This is a genomic window from Streptomyces sp. NPDC005402 (assembly GCF_040606575.1).
Taxonomy (GTDB): Bacteria; Actinomycetota; Actinomycetes; order Streptomycetales; family Streptomycetaceae; genus Streptomyces.
Map to the genome: position 1 here is coordinate 230,114 of NZ_JBEXFB010000014.1, position 20,422 is coordinate 250,535.

General features: G+C 70.0%; 17 protein-coding genes. 7 read left to right on the plus strand and 10 right to left on the minus strand.

From position 1 onward, the window contains the following. Nucleotides 1-90: 90 nt before the first annotated feature. Complete coding sequence (locus ABZT02_RS27010) at nucleotides 91-915, minus strand: maleylpyruvate isomerase family mycothiol-dependent enzyme (RefSeq protein ID WP_356021624.1); 825 nt, start codon at nucleotides 913-915, stop codon at nucleotides 91-93. 182 nt (nucleotides 916-1,097) lie between these two features. Here ABZT02_RS27010 and ABZT02_RS27015 point away from each other — a divergent pair, with 182 nt between their 5' ends. Beyond that, the gene (locus tag ABZT02_RS27015) at nucleotides 1,098-1,871 is read left to right on the plus strand and encodes a carbon-nitrogen family hydrolase (protein WP_356021626.1); all 774 of its coding nucleotides are present in this window, start codon (nucleotides 1,098-1,100) and stop codon (nucleotides 1,869-1,871) included. Nucleotides 1,872-1,939: 68 nt separating this feature from the next. Here the strand turns inward: ABZT02_RS27015 and ABZT02_RS27020 are convergent, their stop codons facing one another. Beyond that, nucleotides 1,940-2,437, minus strand: coding sequence for an LURP-one-related family protein (locus ABZT02_RS27020; RefSeq protein WP_356021628.1), 498 nt, complete (start codon nucleotides 2,435-2,437; stop codon nucleotides 1,940-1,942). Then, the gene (locus ABZT02_RS27025) at nucleotides 2,434-3,441 is read right to left on the minus strand and encodes a helix-turn-helix domain-containing protein (protein ID WP_356021630.1); all 1,008 of its coding nucleotides are present in this window, start codon (nucleotides 3,439-3,441) and stop codon (nucleotides 2,434-2,436) included. The genes ABZT02_RS27020 and ABZT02_RS27025 overlap by 4 nt, the downstream gene beginning before the upstream one ends. Nucleotides 3,442-3,493: 52 nt before the next feature. On the opposite strand from ABZT02_RS27025, the gene ABZT02_RS27030 reads away from it, so the two are divergent. Both ABZT02_RS27030 and ABZT02_RS27035 read left to right on the plus strand, forming a co-directional pair. Next, nucleotides 3,494-3,886 (plus strand): cupin domain-containing protein, encoded by a 393-nt coding sequence (locus ABZT02_RS27030; protein WP_356021632.1) that lies wholly within the window; start codon nucleotides 3,494-3,496, stop codon nucleotides 3,884-3,886. Nucleotides 3,887-3,915: 29 nt separating this feature from the next. After that, entirely contained in the window at nucleotides 3,916-5,778 is a 1,863-nt protein-coding gene (locus ABZT02_RS27035; protein WP_356021634.1) for a thioredoxin-like domain-containing protein, read from the plus strand. Here the strand turns inward: ABZT02_RS27035 and ABZT02_RS27040 are convergent. From ABZT02_RS27040 to ABZT02_RS27060, 5 genes are all read right to left on the minus strand, one after another. Further along, on the minus strand, nucleotides 5,753-6,994 hold the full coding sequence (locus ABZT02_RS27040) for a glycosyltransferase family 2 protein (protein WP_356021636.1): 1,242 nt from the start codon (nucleotides 6,992-6,994) through the stop codon (nucleotides 5,753-5,755). The two genes, ABZT02_RS27035 and ABZT02_RS27040, sit on opposite strands and share 26 nt — an antisense overlap. Before the next feature lie 81 nt (nucleotides 6,995-7,075). Beyond that, nucleotides 7,076-7,318 (minus strand): DUF6458 family protein, encoded by a 243-nt coding sequence (locus ABZT02_RS27045; protein WP_356021638.1) that lies wholly within the window; start codon nucleotides 7,316-7,318, stop codon nucleotides 7,076-7,078. 68 nt (nucleotides 7,319-7,386) lie between these two features. Then, nucleotides 7,387-8,682 carry a M18 family aminopeptidase gene (locus ABZT02_RS27050; protein WP_356021640.1) on the minus strand — a complete coding sequence of 432 codons (1,296 nt, stop codon included), beginning with the start codon at nucleotides 8,680-8,682 and terminating at the stop codon, nucleotides 7,387-7,389. A gap of 86 nt (nucleotides 8,683-8,768) precedes the next feature. Beyond that, entirely contained in the window at nucleotides 8,769-10,595 is a 1,827-nt protein-coding gene (locus ABZT02_RS27055; protein ID WP_356021642.1) for an acyl-CoA dehydrogenase, read from the minus strand. A 129-nt stretch (nucleotides 10,596-10,724) separates the two neighbouring features. Continuing rightward, on the minus strand, nucleotides 10,725-11,528 hold the full coding sequence (locus ABZT02_RS27060; protein ID WP_356021644.1) for an intradiol ring-cleavage dioxygenase: 804 nt from the start codon (nucleotides 11,526-11,528) through the stop codon (nucleotides 10,725-10,727). A gap of 121 nt (nucleotides 11,529-11,649) precedes the next feature. Here ABZT02_RS27060 and ABZT02_RS27065 point away from each other — a divergent pair, with 121 nt between their 5' ends. The 3 genes from ABZT02_RS27065 to ABZT02_RS27075 all read left to right on the plus strand — a co-directional run bounded on the left by ABZT02_RS27065 (nucleotide 11,650) and on the right by ABZT02_RS27075 (nucleotide 15,335). Beyond that, nucleotides 11,650-12,126 (plus strand): SseB family protein, encoded by a 477-nt coding sequence (locus ABZT02_RS27065; RefSeq protein ID WP_356021646.1) that lies wholly within the window; start codon nucleotides 11,650-11,652, stop codon nucleotides 12,124-12,126. Between the two features lie 177 nt (nucleotides 12,127-12,303). After that, complete coding sequence (locus ABZT02_RS27070) at nucleotides 12,304-14,250, plus strand: Ig-like domain repeat protein (RefSeq protein ID WP_356021648.1); 1,947 nt, start codon at nucleotides 12,304-12,306, stop codon at nucleotides 14,248-14,250. 113 nt (nucleotides 14,251-14,363) lie between these two features. Further along, nucleotides 14,364-15,335, plus strand: a complete 972-nt coding sequence (locus tag ABZT02_RS27075) for a pirin family protein (RefSeq protein WP_356021650.1) — start codon at nucleotides 14,364-14,366, stop codon at nucleotides 15,333-15,335. A 73-nt stretch (nucleotides 15,336-15,408) separates the two neighbouring features. Here ABZT02_RS27075 and ABZT02_RS27080 read toward each other — a convergent pair whose 3' ends face one another. Both ABZT02_RS27080 and ABZT02_RS27085 read right to left on the minus strand, forming a co-directional pair. After that, nucleotides 15,409-16,134: a hypothetical protein gene (locus tag ABZT02_RS27080; protein ID WP_356021652.1), complete on the minus strand. Its 726-nt coding sequence runs from the start codon at nucleotides 16,132-16,134 to the stop codon at nucleotides 15,409-15,411. A gap of 125 nt (nucleotides 16,135-16,259) precedes the next feature. Next, nucleotides 16,260-18,410 (minus strand): SpoIIE family protein phosphatase, encoded by a 2,151-nt coding sequence (locus tag ABZT02_RS27085; RefSeq protein ID WP_356021654.1) that lies wholly within the window; start codon nucleotides 18,408-18,410, stop codon nucleotides 16,260-16,262. 144 nt (nucleotides 18,411-18,554) lie between these two features. On the opposite strand from ABZT02_RS27085, the gene aspS reads away from it, so the two are divergent. Next, nucleotides 18,555-20,318 carry an aspartate--tRNA ligase gene (aspS, locus tag ABZT02_RS27090; protein WP_356021656.1) on the plus strand — a complete coding sequence of 588 codons (1,764 nt, stop codon included), beginning with the start codon at nucleotides 18,555-18,557 and terminating at the stop codon, nucleotides 20,316-20,318. Nucleotides 20,319-20,422 lie beyond the last annotated feature (104 nt).

Sequence of the window (20,422 nt, forward strand, 5' to 3'; positions counted from 1 at the left end):
CGGGACCGTTTCCGCCACCCCGTCACCCCGTGCTCGCGGGGCTGCGCCCACCCGTGCCGCCCCAGCGGCACGACTGCCCGCAGCCGCGCCCTACCGAGTCACCGAGAAGTTCCTCAGGATCGCCGACGTCAGCTCCGGGTCGCCCTCCGCCTTCACGCGGTCCGCCACCGCCTCCAGGGTCACGCGGCCGCAGGCCAGGCGGACGTAGGTCTCCCAGTCGAGACTGAGGGTGGCGGCCGGGCCGAGAGCGGGGGCGGTCTCCAGGGTGCCGCGGCCCTGGATGTCGACGCGGATGGTGCGCAGGAACTCGATGGGGCCGTGGACGTCGAAGACGATCGCCGAGCTGCGCGGGGCGTCGGCCTTGACGGCCACTATGTCGGGGAGCGCGGCCAGAAGGACGTCACGGGCGATGTGCGCGCCGGGGGAGTCGAGGTTGCCGGGCCGGCCGAGGGCGGTGCGCAGGTCCTGCTCGTGCACCCAGACGTCGAAGGCGTGCTGGCGCATGGACTCCGCGAGGGTCAGTTCGGTGCCCAGCGGGCCGCGCACCTTCGTGCCGGGGTCGCGGGAGTCGTTCCGCAGCTGGCGGTTGCGGCGGATGATCACGTACTCCAGCTCGGAGGTCATCTCCGGCGCCGTGTGGTGGCGGCGGACGTCGACCTGCATCTCCATATACCGCTGGTGGTCGTTGGTGACGTGGAAGAGGTCGCGGGGGAGGGTGTGGATGGGGCGCGGGTCACCCAGCATCTCGCAGTCCAGGCCGATCACATGGGACACCACATCCCTCACCGACCAGCCGGGGCAGGGGGTGCGGCGGTTCCACTCACCCTCCACGAGGGGGTTCACCAGCTCGGATATCGCTTCGATGGAGTGGGTCCAGGCGTCGGCGTAGGGCTGGAGGGTGGGATGCAGACTCACGGAACGGGACCCCTCGGCGGTCGGAGCACGGGCTGGTGATGGCGTCGTTGCCAGTGGAGGCGGTGGCTGTCGGCGGGTGTCTTGGAACGCTAAGTTACGCTGCTGTGAGGCACCCCGGCAGTGCTTTCGTGTGACGATCGTAGGCCTGTAATGGACGGCTCGAATGCCAGGACGGTGGTAGTGTGCGCGCCTCTCTGATCCAGATCGCCGTGGATGAGGGCGAATCGGTCGCATCGCGTCGGCATCGCATGGCGTCTCTGGTACGGGAACAGGCCGGAACCGACCTCGTCGTACTGCCGGAACTGTGGACCACCGGGGCCTTCGCCTTCGAGGAGTTCGCCGGCGCGGCCGAGCCCCTGGAAGGGCCGACCCACGAGGTCATGGCGAAGGCCGCGAGCGACGCGGGCGTCTGGCTGCACGCGGGCTCGATCCCCGAACGGGCCCCGGACGGCACTCTGTACAACACCTCCCTCCTCTTCTCACCCTCAGGCGAACTCGCCGCCTCCTACCGCAAGATCCACCGCTTCGGCTTCGACAAGGGCGAGGCCGTGCTGATGGGCCGCGGCGAGGACCTGGTGACGGTCCGTCTTCCGGAGACGACCCTGGGCGTCGCCACCTGTTACGACCTCCGTTTCCCCGAACTCTTCCGCGGTCTCGTCGACGCGGGCGCCGAGACCCTGGTGATCCCGGCGGGCTGGCCCGAACGCCGCCGCGACCACTGGACGCTGCTGGCCCGGGCGCGGGCGGTCGAGAACCAGGCGTTCGTGCTCGCTTGTGGAACGGCCGGGACGCACGCGCGAGTTCCTCAGGCCGGTCACTCGATCGTGGTGGATCCATGGGGCCAGGTCCTCGCGGAGGCGGGCGCCGACGAGGAGGTCCTCACGGTGGAGTTCGACCCCGGGAAGGTGGCCGTGACCCGGGAGCAGTTCCCGGCCCTGAAGGACCGGGTGCTCTGAACCCCCGACCGGACCGGGTGCTCTGAACCCCCGACCGGACCGGGTGCTCTGACCCCCCGATCGCCGCGTCAGTCGTCCTCCCGCTCCTTCTCGGCGAGATGGATCACGCACACCGCCACCGCGATGAGCAGCGCCGGATCCGCGTCGTCCCGGACGATGTCGACGCCGTAGGTCTCGCGGACGTGCAGCCACCGGCGCGAGACCACCGCGAGCAGCTCACCGTCGTACTCGACGGCGAACTCCCGGTCGAGGATCTTGCCGCTGACGTCGAGTTCGGTGCTGCCGTCGGCGAGGGCCACCCGGTAGTGGTTGCGCAGCAGCGACAGGCGCTTCCGCTTGATCGTCGCCAGCGGCTCGCCGTCCCGCTCGATCACCATCGTGTCGCGCAGGGCGAACATCTTCTGGCGGATGTCGATCAGGACCCGCCCGTGGGTGTCCTTCAGCTCGAAGGTGTCCCGGACCCGCATGGCCTTGCCGTCGACGAGGAAGACCTTGTTGCCCCGGTCGTCCTCGATCCAGTAGTCGTCACCGATGCCGAGGAGCCGGTCGCGTACGAGGAATCTCATGCCGTTACCGCTTCCCCGGCGCCGGTCCCGAAACGCCGCCTGTAGGCCGACAGGCTGAGTCCCGTCTCGCGCCGCACGCGCGCGCGAAGGTTCGCGGCCGTCCCCAGACCGCTGCGCGCGGCCACCACGTCCAGCCGCTCCTCGCCGCGCTCGATGAGCCGGCACGCGAGTGCCACCCGCTCCCCCGTCAGCCAGCCCAGCGGAGTCGTACCGAGCTGCGCCTGGAAGCGGCGGTGCAACGTCGCGGGGGAGACGGCCGCGCGGGCCGCCAGGTCGGCGACGGTCAGGGGCTCCCCCAGCCGTTCCTGCGCCCACGCGAGCAGCGGGCCCAGCGACTCGTCCCGTACGTCGGGCACGGGCCGCTCCACGAACTGCCGCTGTCCGCCGTCGCGGTGGGCGGCGAAGACGAGCCTGCGGGACACCGCGTTGGCGACCTCGGCGCCGTGGTCGCGCCGGACGACGTACAGCCCGAGGTCGAGTGCGGCCGCGCTGCCCGCCGCCGTCAGGACGTCACCCTCGTCCACGAACAGCACGTCCGGCTCCAGCCGCACCCGCGGATGCAGCTCGCGGAAGACGTCGGCCCACATCCAGTGCGTGGTGGCCCGCCGCCCGTCCAGCAGCCCGGCCTCGGCGAGCGCGAAGCTGCCGGTGCACAGGCCCATCACCCGGGCGCCACGCGCGTGCGTGCGGCGGATCGCCTCCCGTACGGCCGCCCCGCGCGGGACGACGTTGTCCGGCCGCCCGGGCACGACGAGGGTGTCGGCGTCGTCCACGGCATCGAGACCGGGCACCCCGGTCAGCGTGAAGAAGCCGTGGTTCATCCGGACCTCGGGAGCCGGCGTGCACAAGGTCACCTCGTACAGCGGCCCCGGCAGCCCCAGTTCGGGCCGCGGCAGCCCGAACAGCTCGGTGGCGACGCCCACCTCGAAGGGGTTGGTGCCCTCGTCGACGATGACCGCGACCCGGTGCGGACGAGGGCGCGGTTGAGAGGATCCTTGCGGCATACGCGATTCCTAGCACTCGCACGGCGTCCCGACCACCCCGCACGATGACGCCATGACAACCGAACCGGTCGCCCTGGCCGCCGCCCTCGCCTCCTTCACCGAGCAGTGGAGCCCGCGCATCGTCACGTCCGTCAACGACTACGACGTCCGCGTCACGCACGTCGAGGGCGAGCACCTCTGGCACGTCCACGACGACACCGACGAGTTCTTCCTGGTCCTCGACGGCGAACTGCACATCTCCCTGCGCGAACCGGCCGGCGAACGCACGGTCGTCCTGCCGCGGCTGTCCGTCTTCACCGTCCCGCGAGGCGTCGAGCACAAGCCGTACGCCCCCGTACCGACCGACATCCTCCTCCTCGAACCGACCGGCACCTCCACGGTCGGTGACCGCCACGACGAGGTCCCGGCCCATGTGGACGTGACGACGGGACACACGCTGAGGTGACTGTCGGTGCCGGGTGGCACCCTTGATCCATGAGCGATTCCGCACCCCGCCGCGTCCGTGTCCGCGCCCCCGAGCTGACCGGCGAGGGCGGCTGGCTGAACACGGGCGGGAAGCAGTACACCCTGGCCGACCTGCGGGGTCGCATCGTCATCCTCGACTTCTGGACCTTTTGCTGTATCAACTGCCTGCACGTCCTCGACGAGCTGAGGGAGCTGGAGGAGAAGCACTCCGACACCGTCGTGGTGATCGGCGTGCACTCGCCGAAGTTCGTGCACGAGGCGGAGCACGCGGCGGTGGTGGACGCCGTCGAGCGCTACGGCGTCGGGCATCCCGTCCTCGACGACCCTGAGCTCGCCACCTGGAAGCAGTACGCGGTCCGCGCCTGGCCGACGCTCGTCGTCATCGACCCGGAGGGGTACGTCGTCGCGCAGCACGCCGGGGAGGGGCATGTGCACGCGATCGAGCGGCTGGTGACGGAGCTGGAGGCCGAGCACGGCGCGAAGGGCACCCTGCGGCGTGGCGACGGGCCGTACGTGGCGCCGGAGCCCGAGCCGACCACCCTGCGCTTCCCGGGCAAGGCGCTCCTGCTGCCGTCCGGGAACCTCCTGGTCAGCGACACCACCCGGCATCAGCTGGTGGAGCTCGCGGAGGACGGCGAGAGCGTCGTACGGCGCATCGGATCCGGCGCGCGCGGCTTCACCGACGGCACGGCGGAGACGGCCGGCTTCAACGAACCGCAGGGGCTCGCCCTCCTCGACGAGGGCTCCGTGGTCGTCGCCGACACCGTCAACCACGCCCTGCGCCGCCTCGACCTCGGCACCGGCGAGGTCACCACCCTGGCCGGCACCGGGCGCCAGTGGTGGCGGGGCTCCCCCACCGCCGGCCCCGCGCGCGAGACCGACCTGTCCTCCCCGTGGGACGTGGCCGTGTGGAACGGCCTGGTGTGGATCGCGATGGCCGGCGTCCACCAGCTGTGGGCGTACGACCCGGGCGACGAGACCGTCGCGGCCGTGGCCGGAACCACCAACGAGGGCCTGGTCGACGGGCCCGGCGCCGAGGCCTGGTTCGCCCAGCCCTCCGGCCTCTCCGTGTCACCGGACGGCGAGCGCCTGTGGCTCGCCGACTCCGAGACCTCCGCCCTGCGCTGGGTCGACCTGGACGGAGCCGTCCACACCGCCGTCGGCACCGGCCTCTTCGACTTCGGACACCGCGACGGGACCGCCGAACAGGCCCTGCTCCAGCACCCCTTGGGCGTCACCGCGCTGCCCGACGGCTCGGTCGCGGTCAGCGACACCTACAACCACGCCCTGCGCCGCTACGACCCGGCGACCGGCGAGGTCACCACCCTCGCCACGGATCTGCGGGAGCCGAGCGACGCGGTCCTGGTCGGTGAGGAGATCGTGGTCGTCGAGTCGGCCCGGCACCGGCTGACCCGGCTCAGGCTGCCCGAGGAGGCCGTACGCGTCGCGTCGACGGCCCACCGCACGCGGCGCGCGGCCACCGAAGTGGCTCCGGGCAGGCTCCGGCTGGACGTCGTCTTCCAGGCCCCGGCGGGCCAGAAGCTGGACACCAGGTACGGCCCCTCGACGCGTCTGCTGGTCTCCGCCACCCCGCCCGAGCTGCTGAAAGACGGCGAGGGCGCGGGGACAGACCTGTCCCGCACCCTCGACCTGAACCCCGCGATCGAACGGGGCGTGCTGCACATCTCGGCGATGGCCGCGTCCTGCGACGACGACCCTGCCAACGAGTACCCGGCCTGTCACGTCCACCAGCAGGACTGGGGCGTACCGGTTCTGCTGAGGGAGGGGGGAGCGAACAGACTCCCCCTGATCCTCGCCGGTATGGACGAACGGCTCCGGGCAGCGGTCACCGCCTCCGCGGAACCAGCTTGACCACAGCGACTCCCGCCGCCACCAACGTCGTGGCGGCCACCACCATCGCCATGCCGTTCAGCCACAATCCGGTCGCGGCCAGCGTGGCGCCTCCGGCCCCGGTCGTCCCGGCACCGATCACTCTTCCGTACATGCGCTGTTCTCCTATGAGGGGTACATATCCGAGGGTCACGTCGCCTCCCACTTCTCCTCGCTGCGGCGCAACAGGCCCCACAGCGAGGTGAAGTAGACGGCGTGCCAGCCCGATCGCGGTCCAGAAGGGCGAGAAGCCGGGCCAGCCGTACAGCGTGGTGTAGGTGACCATGTAGGTCAGGTAGACCAGGAAGGACAGCGCGCCGAAGCCCATGAGGAGTTGCTGCATGGAGTAGCGGGCGGTGACACGTGTCCAGCCGTAGTCGCGCAGGCTCTCCAGGGCCCCGCGCTGCCATCGCAGCCACTGGTGCCACAGCTTGCCCAGGGTGGGCATGACCTCGGTGGTGACCGCGCAGCCGGCCGGGGACATGGCCCGGTAGCCGAGGGTCTTGACCGCCTTGGTCATCTCGTCGTCCTCGGTGAGCGAGGCGAGGCTGTAATAGCCGTGGCCGCCGCCGATCCGTCCCTCCCGGCGGGCGGCGCGCACCTCGCGCAGGACGCGGGCGCGGAACATGGTGCCGGTGCCGGTGAGCACCTGGGCCTTGCCGCCGGTGCGCTCCAGTTCCCAGGCGTAGCGGTGGAACTCCATGCGCTGGAGCAGTCCGCCGCCGTCCTCGCCGTAGAAGACCCCGCCGACGGCGCCGACCTTGCGGTTGAAGGTGCCGATGGCCGTCTCGTTGAACCAGGGGTTGAGCACGGTGTCGGCGTCCTGCACCAACAGGAGGTCGCGGTCCTCGAGATGGGGCAGTACCCAGGCGATCGCCGTGTTGAGGGCGCCGGCCTTCTTGTGCGTGTTGCCCTCGTTGGCGAAGACCTGGGCGCCGTGCGCGACGGCGATCTCGGCGGTGGCGTCGGTGGAGTTGTCGGCGACCACGACGATCAGGTCGGGGCGCCAGGTCTGCCGCCACAGGCCCTGGATCGCGTCGGCGATGCGGTCCTGTTCGTTGTGGGCGGGTATCAGCGCCACCAGGCGCGTCGGGCCGTCGAGTTCGTCGGGAGCGGCGTGGGCGCGGCGGGCGGCGTGCCGGTGGGGACGCGGTGATCCCGGATCGGGTGCCGGGCGTGGCGTCGCCTCTCCACACAAGCGGACAAGACAACCGTGATTACGGATTGCTCACGGTTGTCTGTCGTCGCCCTGTGCGTCCGCCGTGCCGCCCGATGTCCCTTACACGCCGTATCCGTCGGAGTATCCGTCCTGACGCCGCTCCTCGACGACCGTCTGCGTGGTGGGCGGTACCACCACACGCCGGCGCCGGGCGATGCTGCTGAACGTCGTCACGCCGATCAGTCCCACGATCATCAGGATCACACCGACCAGGTCGAGGTTGACCCCCTGCATGTGCCAGTCGGTGGCGAACGTGAGGATTGCTCCCACGGCGATGAGAATGATGCACCCGCCGAGGCCCATGAGTGTCGCCTCCCTGTCCGGTCCGGTAGTTCCGGCCCGGACACCCGGGTACCCCCACTTTTGCCGAACTACCCCTCCAGGAACGCCACCAGAGCGTTCGCCAGCAGATGCGGGTCGTCCGCGCCGCACAACTCCCGGACGCTGTGCATCGACAGGATGGCCACCCCGATGTCGACGGTCTTGATGCCGTGCCGGGCCGCGGTGATCGGGCCGATCGTCGTGCCGCAGGGCATGGAGTTGTTGGAGACGAAGGACTGGAAGGGCACGTCCGCCCGCTCGCAGGCGGCGGCCCACACCGCACGGCCCGAACCGTCCGTGGCGTAGCGGTTGTTGACGTTGACCTTGAGGATCGGGCCGCCGTTGACCCGCGGGTGGTGTGTCGGGTCGTGCCGCTCCGCGTAGTTGGGGTGCACGGCGTGCCCGGTGTCGGAGGACAGACAGACCGTCCCCGCGAAGGCCCGCGCGCGGTCCTCGTACGACCCGCCGCGCGCGAACACCGCGCGCTCCAGGACCCCGCCGAGCAGCGGCCCGTCCGCGCCGGTGTCCGACTGCGAACCGTTCTCCTCGTGGTCGAAGGCGGCGAGGACGGGGATGTACGGCAGCCGGGGAGCGCCGGACACCGCGGTCAGGGCGGCCACGCCCGCGTGCACGGACAGCAGGTTGTCCATTCGGGGGCCGGCCACCAGCTCCTTGTCCCGGCCCAGGTAGGCGGGCGCCTCCACGGAGTGCGTCATCAGGTCCCAGCCGGTCACCTGGCCCGCGCCGAGCTCCAGTTCCTCCTCCAGGAAGGCGATCAGGTCGCCGTCGCGCACGTCGTGGCCGAGGCCCCAGACGGGCTGGAGGTGGCGCTGCTTGTCGAGCTTGAGACCGTCCGACGACACCGCGCGGTCCAGGTGGATCGCGAGCTGGGGGACTCTGAGCAGCGGCCGGTCCACGTTCACCAGCCGCGTCGAACCGTCCCGCAGCGTCAGCCGGCCGGCCAGCCCCAGGTCACGGTCCAGCCAGGAGTTCATCAGGGGACCGCCGTAGATCTCCACGGCGACCTGGCGCCAGCCGTGCGCCCCGGCGTCCGGCAGCGGCTTGACCCGCAGGTTCGGGGAGTCGGTGTGCGCGCCGACGATGCGGTACGGCGTGTGGGGCGCCGCGTCCTCGGGGACGTACCAGGCGATGATCGCACCGCCGCGCAGCACGTACTTGCCGCCGCTCGACCCGTCCCAGGCGTCCGTCTCCGAGACCTGGCGGAAACCGGCCTTCTCCAGGCGCTCGGCGGCGTTCGCCACCGCGTGGTACGGCGTGGGGCTCGCCGCCAGGAAGGTCATGAGGTCGTCGGTGTGGCCGCGGTCGAAGCGGTGGGGTGCGCTCATGGGTTCACCTTAACGACGTACGAGAGCCCGCTCCGGTGATGGGAGCGGGCTCTCGTGAGGAGGGTGTGCAGCTGTACAGGTGTGTCCTAGAACGCGGCCTCGTCCAGCTCCATCAGGTCCAGCTCGACGCCCTCGGCGACCTTGCGGGCCAGGGTCACGCCGGGCAGCACGTTGGCCGCGAAGAACTTCGCCGCCGCGATCTTGCCCGTGTAGAACGCCTTGTCCTTCGCGGAGGCGGTCTCCAGCTTCTCGGCGGCGATCGCGGCGCCCTTGAGGAGCAGGTAGCCGACGACGACGTCACCGGAGGCCATCAGCAGGCGGGTGGTGTTGAGGCCCACCTTGTAGATGTTCTTGACGTCCTGCTCGGTGGCCGCGAGGTCGGTCAGCATCAGGCCGACGATGGCCTCCAGCTCGACGGCCGCCTTGGCGAGGTGCTCGCGGGCGCCGGCCAGGTCCTCGCCGCCGGTGCCGAGGGCGAGGAACTTCTTGATGTCCTCGGCGAGCGAGTTCAGCGCGGCGCCCTGGTTGCGGACGATCTTCCGGAAGAAGAAGTCCTGGCCCTGGATCGCGGTGGTGCCCTCGTACAGGGTGTCGATCTTGGAGTCCCGGATGTACTGCTCGATCGGGTACTCCTGCAGGAAGCCGGAGCCGCCGAAGGTCTGCAGGGACTGGGCGAGCAGCTCGTAGGCCTTCTCGGAGCCGTAGCCCTTCACGATCGGCAGGAGCAGGTCGTTGAGGGCGTTCTCGACGGAGACGTCCTCGCCGTTCGCCTCCTTGACCTGGATCTCGTCCTGGACGGCCGCGGTGTACATCACCAGGGCGCGCATGCCCTCCGCGTAGGCCTTCTGCGTCATCAGCGAGCGGCGCACGTCGGGGTGGTGGGTGATGGTGACCTTGGGCGCGGTCTTGTCCATGAAGTTGGCCAGGTCCGGACCCTGGACGCGCTCCTTGGCGTACTCCAGCGCGTTGAGGTAGCCGGTGGAGAGGGTGGAGATCGCCTTCGTGCCGACCATCATGCGGGCGAACTCGATGATGCGGAACATCTGGCGGATGCCGTCGTGCTTGTCGCCGATGAGCCAGCCCTTGGCGGGGTGGCGGTCGCCGAAGGTCATCTCGCAGGTGTTGGAGGCCTTCAGGCCCATCTTGTGCTCGACGTTGGTGGCGTAGACGCCGTTGCGCTCGCCCAGCTCGCCGGTCTCGAAGTCGAAGAGGTACTTGGGGACGAGGAAGAGGGACAGGCCCTTGGTGCCCGGACCGGCGCCTTCGGGCCGCGCGAGCACGTAGTGGAGGATGTTCTCCTCCATGTCGTGCTCACCGGACGTGATGAAGCGCTTGACGCCCTCGATGTGCCAGGAGCCGTCCTCCTGCTGGACCGCCTTGGTGCGGCCGGCGCCCACGTCCGAGCCGGCGTCCGGCTCGGTGAGGACCATGGTGGAGCCCCACTGCTTCTCCACGGCGAGCTTCGCGATGTGCTTCTGCACGTCGTTGCCCTCGTCGAAGAGGATGCCCGCGAAGGCCGGGCCGGAGGAGTACATCCACACGGCCGGGTTGGCGCCGAGGATCAGCTCCGCGTACGCCCAGATGAGGGAGCGGGGCGCGGTGGTGCCGCCGATCTCCTCGGGCAGGCCCAGCCGCCAGTACTCGGAGTCCATGAAGGCCTTGTAGCTCTTCTTGAAGGACGCCGGGACCGGCGCGGTGTTCGTCTCGGGGTCGAAGACCGGCGGGTTGCGGTCGGCGTCCGCGAAGGACTCCGCCAGCTCGTTCTCGGAGAGGCGGGTCAGCTCCTCCAGGATGCTCTTCGCGGTCTCGACGTCCATCTCCGCGAAGGGCCCGGTGCCGTACAGCTTGTCGCGCCCGAGTACTTCGAAGAGGTTGAACTCGATGTCGCGCAGATTCGACTTGTAGTGCCCCATGGCGACGGCTCCGTTAAGAGTTCGGCGAGGCACCTGGTTCCTCGCGCTAGTTCACATACCAACAAGTAGCTACGATGATGCTACCCGTCGGTAATAAGTCGCAACCCCGATCCGGCCATCTGTGACGGTTCACACCGCGATGGTCAGCGTGGCGGTGTACCCCCTCTCGACGCTCCCCTCGACCGCCGCGAGCTGCCGGTCGTGGCCGTCCCCGAAGACACTGTCCGACTCCAGGGAGAGCCGGCCGAGATGGTCCACGCTGCGCTCGTAGCCCTCGGTCGCGTACACCGTGTCGCAGACGTCCTTCGGGAGCGCGAGCTGCGAGGTGCTCGTGATCGCGGTGGCCCTCGTCGCGTCCCGGAGGCTGCCGTAGACCTCGAAGTGGATGTGCGGCCAACGGCCGGTGTAGCAGCCGGGGAAGACGCTGGTGAAGGTGACCTCCCCCTTCCCGTCGGTCTCCTGGACGCCGCGCAGATAGTTCTCGTCGGTGACCCCGTCGGTGTACAGCGAGTAGCCGCCCTCCCGGTCGCAGTGCCACACATAGACGGCGGCGCCCTTCCTCGGGGTGCCGCAGCCCGAGGCGGCGTCCACGACGGTGAGTCTCACGGTCAGGGGCACACCCCGGGTGGTGCCGCCCGCGGAATCCCCGAAGCTCCTGGTGATGTCGCTGCGGACGACCCCGCTCTCCTTCAGCACGTTCACGCCGTTCGAGCCGTCGCCGGGGTAGGGGCCGGCGGTCTCCTCGGGAACGGCGGCACAGTCCCCCGCGGCGGAAGAGCTGTCCTCGGCGGTGCAGCCCGCCAAGGGCGCCAGACCTGCCCCCGCCCCCACTCCGGCCAGGAGCCGGATCATCCGTCGGCGGGCGAGCACGGGAAGGTCGTAGGAGAGCCCTCTGTCGTGCTCGTGCACCTCGTCATCGCCATGTCTGCGCATGCACCGACGCTACGAGCCGTGGTCGCCGCCGGCCCAGGGCCGGCGGCTGTCGGGTCGCTGTCGGTTTCCCGGGTGCCGGTAGCCGCCCGCCGACCCCGCCCCCCTCGGTACGCTTACGCCCATGTACGGCTACGACCAGAACGCTGGTGCCCAGCAGCAGTACGGCGTCCCGCCGCAGCAGCCCATGGGCGGCGGTGCGGGCGGGTACGGCCAGCAGCCGCCGCTGTACCCCGAGCCGTCCCCGCCGTCCCTCGCGGACGCGGTGCGCGCCTTCACCACCGGGCAGCTGTCGGCGGAGGACTTCCAGCAGGTCTTCGCCACGTCCAAGGTCTACTGCCCGCGCGGTGACAACCCCGGCTTCCTCGCCCTGCACAACACCCAGCAGCCGGTGATCCCCATGTTCACCACGCTCAAGGAGCTGCGGCGGTACGCGGGCAAGGAGTCCAAGTACTTCGTCATCACCGGCGCGGAGGTCCTCGACCTGCTGCCGACCGGGTACGGGTTCGTCCTCGACATGGAGGGGGAGCACCGGATCGTCTTCGACGCGAAGGCCGTGGAGCAGATGGTCGAGTTCGCCATGCGGCGGATGTACGGGTAGCCGTCGCTCCCCGGCGCGCAATTCCCCTACGGTTGTCACAGGCATGCCATAGAGTTCCCTCCGGCAGCCGCGCCCCGCACGCCACCGCCTTCCAGCGGTTCGCGTCCGGACGCCGCGCGGCGCTTTCAGCTCTCCCGGCACCACCGGGATTCTCTGTGGGGGTTCATCACTGTGCGCATGCGCAGCACCTCGGCCGCGACGGCGCTCGCGGTCATGTTCAGCTCGGTGGCGCTCGGCGTCGCCGCGGCCGGCACCGCTTCGGCCGCCTCCGCCGTGGTCACCAGCCCCGGCGGCCTCGTCGTGGACGACGCCCTCAAGCGGGTCTTCGTCAGCGACCAGGCCGACGGCCAGATCCTGGCCGCCGACTACAACGGCACCCTCGTCGCACAGGCCACCGGCCTCGACAACGCCGGCGACCTCGCCGTGTCCGACGACGGCGCCACCCTTTACGCGGCCCTGCCCAGCAGCCACGAGATCGTCGCCCTGAACGCGGCCGACCTCCAGGTCAAGGCCCGCTACCCGGTCGCCACCGGCGCCGGCCCACGCCACGTGGTCTTCGCCGCGGGCAAGGTCTGGTTCTCCTACGGCGACCAGTGGGACGGCGACCTGGGCTCGGTCGACCCGGCGGTGGACCCGGCGAGCGGGACCGACCCGGTGGCGCTGGCCCAGATCCCGGCCGAGGGAACGGGGATCGGAATGTGGGGGCAGGCCCTGCTGGACACCGACCCGCTGCGGCCGGGCCTGCTGGCCGTCGGCGAGACCGGGGACTCCACGGGCACCGAGGCCGTCCTCGACGTGTCGAGCGGCACGCCCAAGGTGATCGCCTGGAACGACAACTCATACGAGCTGAACGACGGCGTGGGCGACATCGACCTCGTCGCCGGCGATGACAAGGTGCTCGTCAACGGCACCGACCGGCACGCCTACGCGAACGGCACCCTCACCAAGGCCGGCGCCTACCCGGGCGGACAGCTGGCGGACGTCGGACGCAGCGGCCTGATCGCCCAGGTCACCGGCACCAAGGTCGCGATCTACCGGCCGAACGCCACGCAGCCGGTCCGCACCTACAGCACCGGGACCCAGCCCGCGGCCGACGTGGCCTGGGCCGGTGACTCCTCCCGGGTCTTCGCCCTCGTCGCGGGCAGCGGCGGCTACACGGTCAAGGTGCTCACCGACCCCAACCTCAACGTCCCCACCCTTACGGTCAACGCCCCCGCCACCGCCACCCGCGGCAAGTCGCTCACCGTCACCGGCAAGCTCTCGGCCACGGTACCGCTGCCCGCCGGGGCCCGGCTCTCGGTCACCCGCACCGACCTGGAGAGCCCGAACGGCAAGGCGCTGCCGGCCGTCACGGTGAAGTCCGACGGCACGTACTCCTTCACCAACACCCCGCCGGCCGGCGGCAAGGTGACGTACAAGGTGAAGTACGCCGGCGACGCCACGCACACCGCGGCCACCGCCTCCGACACCGTCGAGGTCTCCCGCGTCGCCACCACGCTGAGCCTGAACAACAACGGCAAGCTGTACAACTACGGCACCGACGTCAAGTTCACCGCGCACCTCGGTAAGACGTACAAGAGCCGCTCGGTCTCGATCTACGCGGACCCCTTCGGCAGCGACAAGGGGAAGAAGCTGATCAAGACCGGCACGGTCAACGCCGACGGCAACATCTCCGCCGTGGTGGACATGACCCGCGACACGAAGGTCACCGCGGTCTTCTCGGGCGACGCCCGCAACCAGCCGAAGACGGTGGCCTCCACGGCGTACGCCCGGGTCAAGATCTCCACGGCCGTCTCCAAGCACTACAAGACGGCGAAGATCGGCTCGACCTCGTACTACTGGTTCCACAAGAACACCGACCCGCTGCTCACCACGACGATGACCTACTACTCGGGCCGTCAGCAGCGCTTCGACCTCCAGGTCTACTACCAGGGCACCTGGTACTCGGCGGACTCTCAGTACTTCCCGCTCGGTACGAACGGCAAGTCGGCCGTCACGCTCGAGGCACCCGGTGAGTCCGGCATCCGGGCACGGATGCGGTCGGTGTACGTCAACGGCTCGTCCGGTGACACCGTGAACTCGACGACGTACGGGGCATGGAAGTACCTGTACTTCAGCAACTGAGGCGGTACGGCCTGTACGGAACGGCCCGGAGGGAATGCCCTCCGGGCTTTCGCCGTTAGAGGTGGCAGAAAGTTCAATGCTCAACTAAACTCGCACCACAAGGAGGTACCGACATGCCTGCAGTGACTGTCGACAACCCGCTGACCCTGCCGCGCGTGGCCGCGACGGCGGACGCGGTGGCCCGTCCCGTCCTCGGCGTGACGACCGCGCCGAGTGGCTTCGAGGGCGAGGGATTCCCGGTGCGCAGGGCGTTCGCCGGGATCCATTACCGGCACCTGGATCCGTTCATCATGATGGACCAGATGGGCGAGGTGGAGTACGCGCCGGGAGAGCCGAAGGGGACCCCGTGGCACCCGCACCGCGGCTTCGAGACCGTCACCTACATCATCGACGGGATCTTTGACCACCAGGACTCGCAGGGTGGTGGCGGCACCATCACCAACGGCGACACCCAGTGGATGACGGCCGGCTCGGGTCTTCTCCACATCGAGGCGCCGCCGGAGGCGCTCGTCATGTCCGGCGGCCTTTTCCACGGTCTCCAGCTGTGGGTGAACCTGCCGGCCAAGGACAAGATGATGGCGCCGCGATACCAGGACATCCGGGGTGGCAACGTGCAGCTGCTGTCCACGCCGGACGGTGGCGGGCTGCTCCGCGTCATCGCCGGTGAGCTGGACGGTCATCAGGGTCCGGGTATCACCCACACCCCGATCACGATGATCCACGCGACGGTCGCGGCGGGTGCCGAGATCACCCTTCCGTGGCGTGAGGACTTCAACGGTCTGGCGTACGTGCTGGCGGGTCGCGGTTCGGTGGGTGCGGAGCGCCGGCCGATCCACCTGGGCCAGACGGCGGTCTTCGGAGCCGGTGGCTCCCTGACGGTCCGCGCGGACGAAACGCAGGACTCCCACACGCCGGACATGGAGGTCGTGCTGCTGGGCGGACAGCCCATCCGCGAACCGATGGCCCACTACGGCCCGTTCGTCATGAACACCCGTGAGGAACTCCAGCAGGCGTTCGACGACTTCCAGAAGGGACGGCTGGGGACGGTACCGGCCGTGCACGGAATGACCGAGGGCGGGCTGTAGGTCCTCCGCCACGGATGCGCGTGCTGCCCTTCGAGTCACCCGAGGGGCGGCACGGAACGCTCTCGCCCGGGCGTCAGGCCGCGCCTTCGGGCTTCTCCCAGGTGGTGACGTCCATGGTCACGGACGACAGGCCGCCGGCGTAGTTCTCGTCGTTCGCCTGCCAGCCGAGGACGGTGATGGCCGCGAGCCGGTTCTCGTCGGTGAGCACGCACGCCGTGAGTCCCCTGCGGATGTTCTTCTGGTCGATGGCGAATCCGAATTCGGTGGCCGCGGAGCAACTCTCGGCGGTCGCGGGGCCGTTGACGGCGGCGAGGTCGCCGTTCTCGCCGACGATGGTGTAGCCGTCGTCGGCTTTCGCCGGCAGGGAGAAGACGATGTCGGAGAAGCGGTTGGTGAAGTCCAGGTCCACGTTGGATCCGGAGCGCAGGACGACCTTGCGGTGCTCCCGTACCGCCGCCACTTGTGCGCCGGCTGCCTGAGGGCCACCCGACGTCGGCGGGCCGGACTTCGTCGGCGCCGCCGTGTCGGTGCCGACTCCACCTGATGTGGCGATCGTGCTCGGTGTCCCGCTCGCACGGCTGGGGTTGCCCTGCCCCTGGCCGGCCAGCGACACGTAGGTCGCCGCGCCGGCCGCGGCCAGCACGGCGAGGGCGATCAGGGCTATGGTCGAACCCTTGAACGAGAACCCGCCGGTCCCCAGCTTGATGTGGTTGGAAGAGGGGTCACGTTGGGCGCCTTCGTACGACACTGAGAACGAGGACCCCTTGGCGCGGTCCTTCGGGGATGCGGGCTTGCCCATGCGACTTCCTTGCGTGCGGTCGGATCACGGCAGGGCCCTCATCGTGCAGGCGGTGCGGTAGCCCTCGCCGCCAGTCGCTCGGCGCACACCTGAAAGGGTGACGACGTGGCGAGTGTTGACGCGCTTTACGCGGAGACCTCGCCCGAGGACTCGTAGAGCTCGAACCAGATGCTCTTGCCCTCGCCCTGGGGGTCCACCCCCCACCCGTCCGCCAGCAGTTCGATCAGCATCAGGCCGCGGCCCGAGGAGGCCAGTTCGCCGGGGCGGCGCTTGTGCGGGAGGTCGTCGCTGGTGTCGGTGACCTCGATCCGCATCCGGCGCTCGCCCGTCTCACCGCGGACCTCCGCGAGCAGCAGCGCGTCCGCGTCGGTGTGGACGAGGACGTTGGTCAGCATCTCGGACAGCAGCAGGACCGCCGAGTCGACCTGGTCGGCGGAGGGCCAGTCGTGCAGCAGTTCGCGCAGTTGCTGGCGGGCGACCGCGACCCGTTCGGGTTCCGCCTGGGCCACCGAGAGCATCGTGCGGCGGACCGTCGGAGCCGCGACGACCGTGTCCCCGCAGCAGGCATCTCCCTGGCGGCACAGCAGCAGGACCGCGATGTCGTCCTCGCGGCGGTCGGCGAGGGGGCCGGTGGTGTGGTGGGAGGAGGGGCCGTGGACGGCCTGGATCAGGGCGTCGGCGAGTTCCTCCAGGCCGCCGTCGTGGGTCTCCAGGATGGCGCGGATGCGCTTCCAGCCGGTCTCGAAGTCGTGGCCGCCGGTCTCGATCAGCCCGTCGGTGCACAGCATCAGCGTCTCGCCGGGCTCCAGGGTGATCCGGGTCGTGGGGTAGTCGGCGTCCGGGTCGATGCCCAGCGGGAGCCCGCCCTCCGTGCGCCGGGCCAGAACCGTGCCGTCGGCCATGCGGATCGCCGGGTCGGGATGCCCGGCCCGCGCCACCTCCAGGACGCCGGTCACGGGGTCGACCTCGACGTACAGGCAGGTCGCGAAGCGCGTGTCGGAGGGGTCGTCGACGCCGTACGTCATGCCGTTGAGGAAGCGGGAGGCGCGGGAGAGGACCGCGTCGGGGCGGTGGCCCTCGGCGGCGTAGGCGCGCAGGGCGATGCGGAGCTGGCCCATCAGGCCCGCCGCCCGTACGTCATGACCCTGGACGTCACCGATGACCAGGGCGAACCGTCCTTCCCCCGGCTTCGTCCGGGAGGTGCCGCCGGGCAGCGGGATCATGTCGTACCAGTCGCCGCCGACCTGGAGGCCGCCGCCGGTGGGAACGTAGCGGGCGGCGACGGTCATGCCCGGTATCTCCGGTCCCAGGGTGGGGAGCATCGAGCGCTGGAGGCCGTCGGTCAGTTCGCGTTCCGACTCGGCCAGGCCCGCGCGGGACAGGGCCTGGGCCAGCATGCGTGCCACCGTGGTGAGGACCGAGCGCTCGTCGGGTGTGAACGCGACCGGGTAGGCGAAGCCCGCCATCCACGCGCCCATGGTGCGGCCGGCCACCGTCAGCGGCAGGAACGCCCAGGACTGGCGGTCGAAGCGCTGGGCGAGCGGCCAGGTGACCGGGTAACGGGAGCGGTAGGCCTCGGGGCTGGAGAGATAGACGGCGCGGCCGGTGCGCACGACCTCGGCGGCCGGGTAGTCCGTCGCCAGGGACATGTGAGAGAAGGGGCTCTCGTCACCGGGCTGCTGGCCGTGGTGGCCGATGATCGTCAGGCGGTCGCCCTCGACGCCGAAGACGGCCAGGCCGTCGGGGCTGAAGCCCGGCATGGACAGGCCCGCGGCCACCCGCATCACTTCGGCGGTGGAGCGGGCCTCGGCCAGGGCGCGGCCCGCGTCCAGCAGGAAGGCCTCGCGGGAGCGGCGCCAGTCACCGGTGACGGCGGTGCGTCCGGCGGGGGTGCCGGGGGTCGGCTCGGTGACCTCCTGGAGGGTGCCGATCAGTTGGAAGGACTTCTTTTCGGCGTCGTAGGACGGCTTGGAGCGGCTGCGCACGGTACGGGTGACGACGCCTCGCTCGTCCATGATCCTGATCCGGACCTCGGCGAGCGTGTCCTCGGCGACGGCGAGACCGACGACACTGATGATTTCGTTCCAGTCGACCGGGTGCAGACGGGCCCTGGCCTGGGCTTCCGTGAGGGTGGCCGGTTCGGGGGGCAGCCCGAGCAGTCGAGCGGCCTCGGCATCGACCGTGACCAGTTCGGTGGCGGTGTCCCAGTGCCACAGGCCGGTCGCGAGGGCGGTGAGGACGTCCCCCACCGCGGGCAGGGGCTCGCCAGTGCGCATTGCCCCACCTTAGGAACAGGAGATCCGGGAGTGCCACTGTTGGCCGAGTCGTAATGATGGGGAGGCGATCTCGGGGTCCCCGGTAGGCTGGGAGCTGTTTCACGTGAAACACACCCCCGATCCGCGAAGACTGGATGAACGACGATGCATCGGTACAGGTCCCACACCTGCGGCGAGCTCCGCTCCTCTGACGTCGGTACCGACGTCCGACTGAGTGGCTGGCTGCACAATCGGCGCGACCTGGGCGGCATCCTCTTCATCGATCTGCGCGATCACTACGGCATCACGCAGTTGGTCGCCCGGCCGGGCACGCCCGCGTACGAGGCCCTCGACAAGCTGACCAAGGAGTCCACGGTCCGCGTCGACGGCAAGGTCGTCTCCCGCGGCACCGAGAACGTCAACGCGGACCTGCCCACCGGTGAGATCGAGGTCGAGGTCGGCGAGGTCGAGCTGCTCGGCGCGGCCGCCCCGCTGCCGTTCACGATCAACACCGAGGACGGCGTCAACGAGGAGCGGCGCCTGGAGTACCGCTTCCTCGACCTGCGCCGCGAGCGCATGCACAAGAACATCATGCTGCGGTCGTCGGTGATCGCCTCGATCCGCTCGAAGATGGTCGCCCTCGGCTTCAACGAGATGGCGACCCCGATCCTGTCGGCGACCTCCCCCGAGGGCGCCCGCGACTTCGTGGTCCCCTCGCGGCTGAACCCGGGCAAGTTCTACGCCCTTCCGCAGGCGCCGCAGCAGTTCAAGCAGCTGCTGATGATCTCCGGCTTCGACCGCTACTTCCAGATCGCGCCCTGCTTCCGTGACGAGGACGCGCGTGCGGACCGTTCGCCGGGCGAGTTCTACCAGCTCGACGTGGAGATGAGCTTCGTCGAGCAGGAGGACGTCTTCCAGCCGATCGAGAAGCTCATGACGGAGCTGTTCGAGGAGTTCGGCAACGGCCGTCACGTCACGTCCCCGTTCCCGCGGATCCCGTTCCGTGAGGCGATGCTGAAGTACGGCTCCGACAAGCCGGACCTGCGGGCCCAGCTGGAGCTCGTCGACATCACCGACGTGTTCGAGGGCTCGGAGTTCAAGGCGTTCGCCGGCAAGCATGTGCGTGCGCTGGCGGTGCCGGACGTCTCCGCGCAGCCGCGGAAGTTCTTCGACCAGCTCGGTGACTTCGCGGTCTCGCAGGGTGCCAAGGGCCTGGCCTGGGTGCGGGTGGCCGAGGACGGTTCGCTGACCGGTCCGATCGCGAAGTTCCTCACCGAGGAGAACGTCGCCGAGCTGACCAAGCGCCTGTCGCTGGCCGCCGGTCACGCGGTGTTCTTCGGCGCGGGCGAGTTCGACGAGGTCTCGAAGATCATGGGCGCGGTCCGCGTCGAGGCCGCCAAGCGTGCCGGGCACTTCGAGGAGAACGTCTTCCGGTTCTGCTGGATCGTCGACTTCCCGATGTACGAGAAGGACGAGGAGACCGGCGCGATCGACTTCTCGCACAACCCGTTCTCCATGCCGCAGGGCGGTCTGGAGGCCCTGGAGACCCAGGACCCGCTGGACATCCTCGGCTGGCAGTACGACATCGTCTGCAACGGCGTCGAGCTGTCCTCCGGCGCGATCCGGAACCACGAGCCCGAGATCATGCTGAAGGCCTTCGAGATCGCGGGCTACGACCGGGAGACCGTCGAGGAGAAGTTCGCGGGCATGCTGCGCGCCTTCCGCTTCGGCGCCCCGCCGCACGGCGGCATCGCCCCCGGCGTCGACCGCATCGTCATGCTCCTCGCGGACGAGCCCAACATCCGCGAGACCATCTCCTTCCCGCTCAACGGCAACGCCCAGGACCTGATGATGGGCGCGCCGACGGAGCTGGAGGAGGCCCGGCTGAGGGAGCTGCACCTGTCGGTGCGCAAGCCGCAGCCGAAGTAGGTCTTTTGAGACGATGAGTGGCGGGGTTCCGGCGGCGGTTGCGGGGCGCATCGCTGGTGCTCGAGATAGGGAGAGAGTGGTGGGGGGGGAAAGGGTTTGTGTGA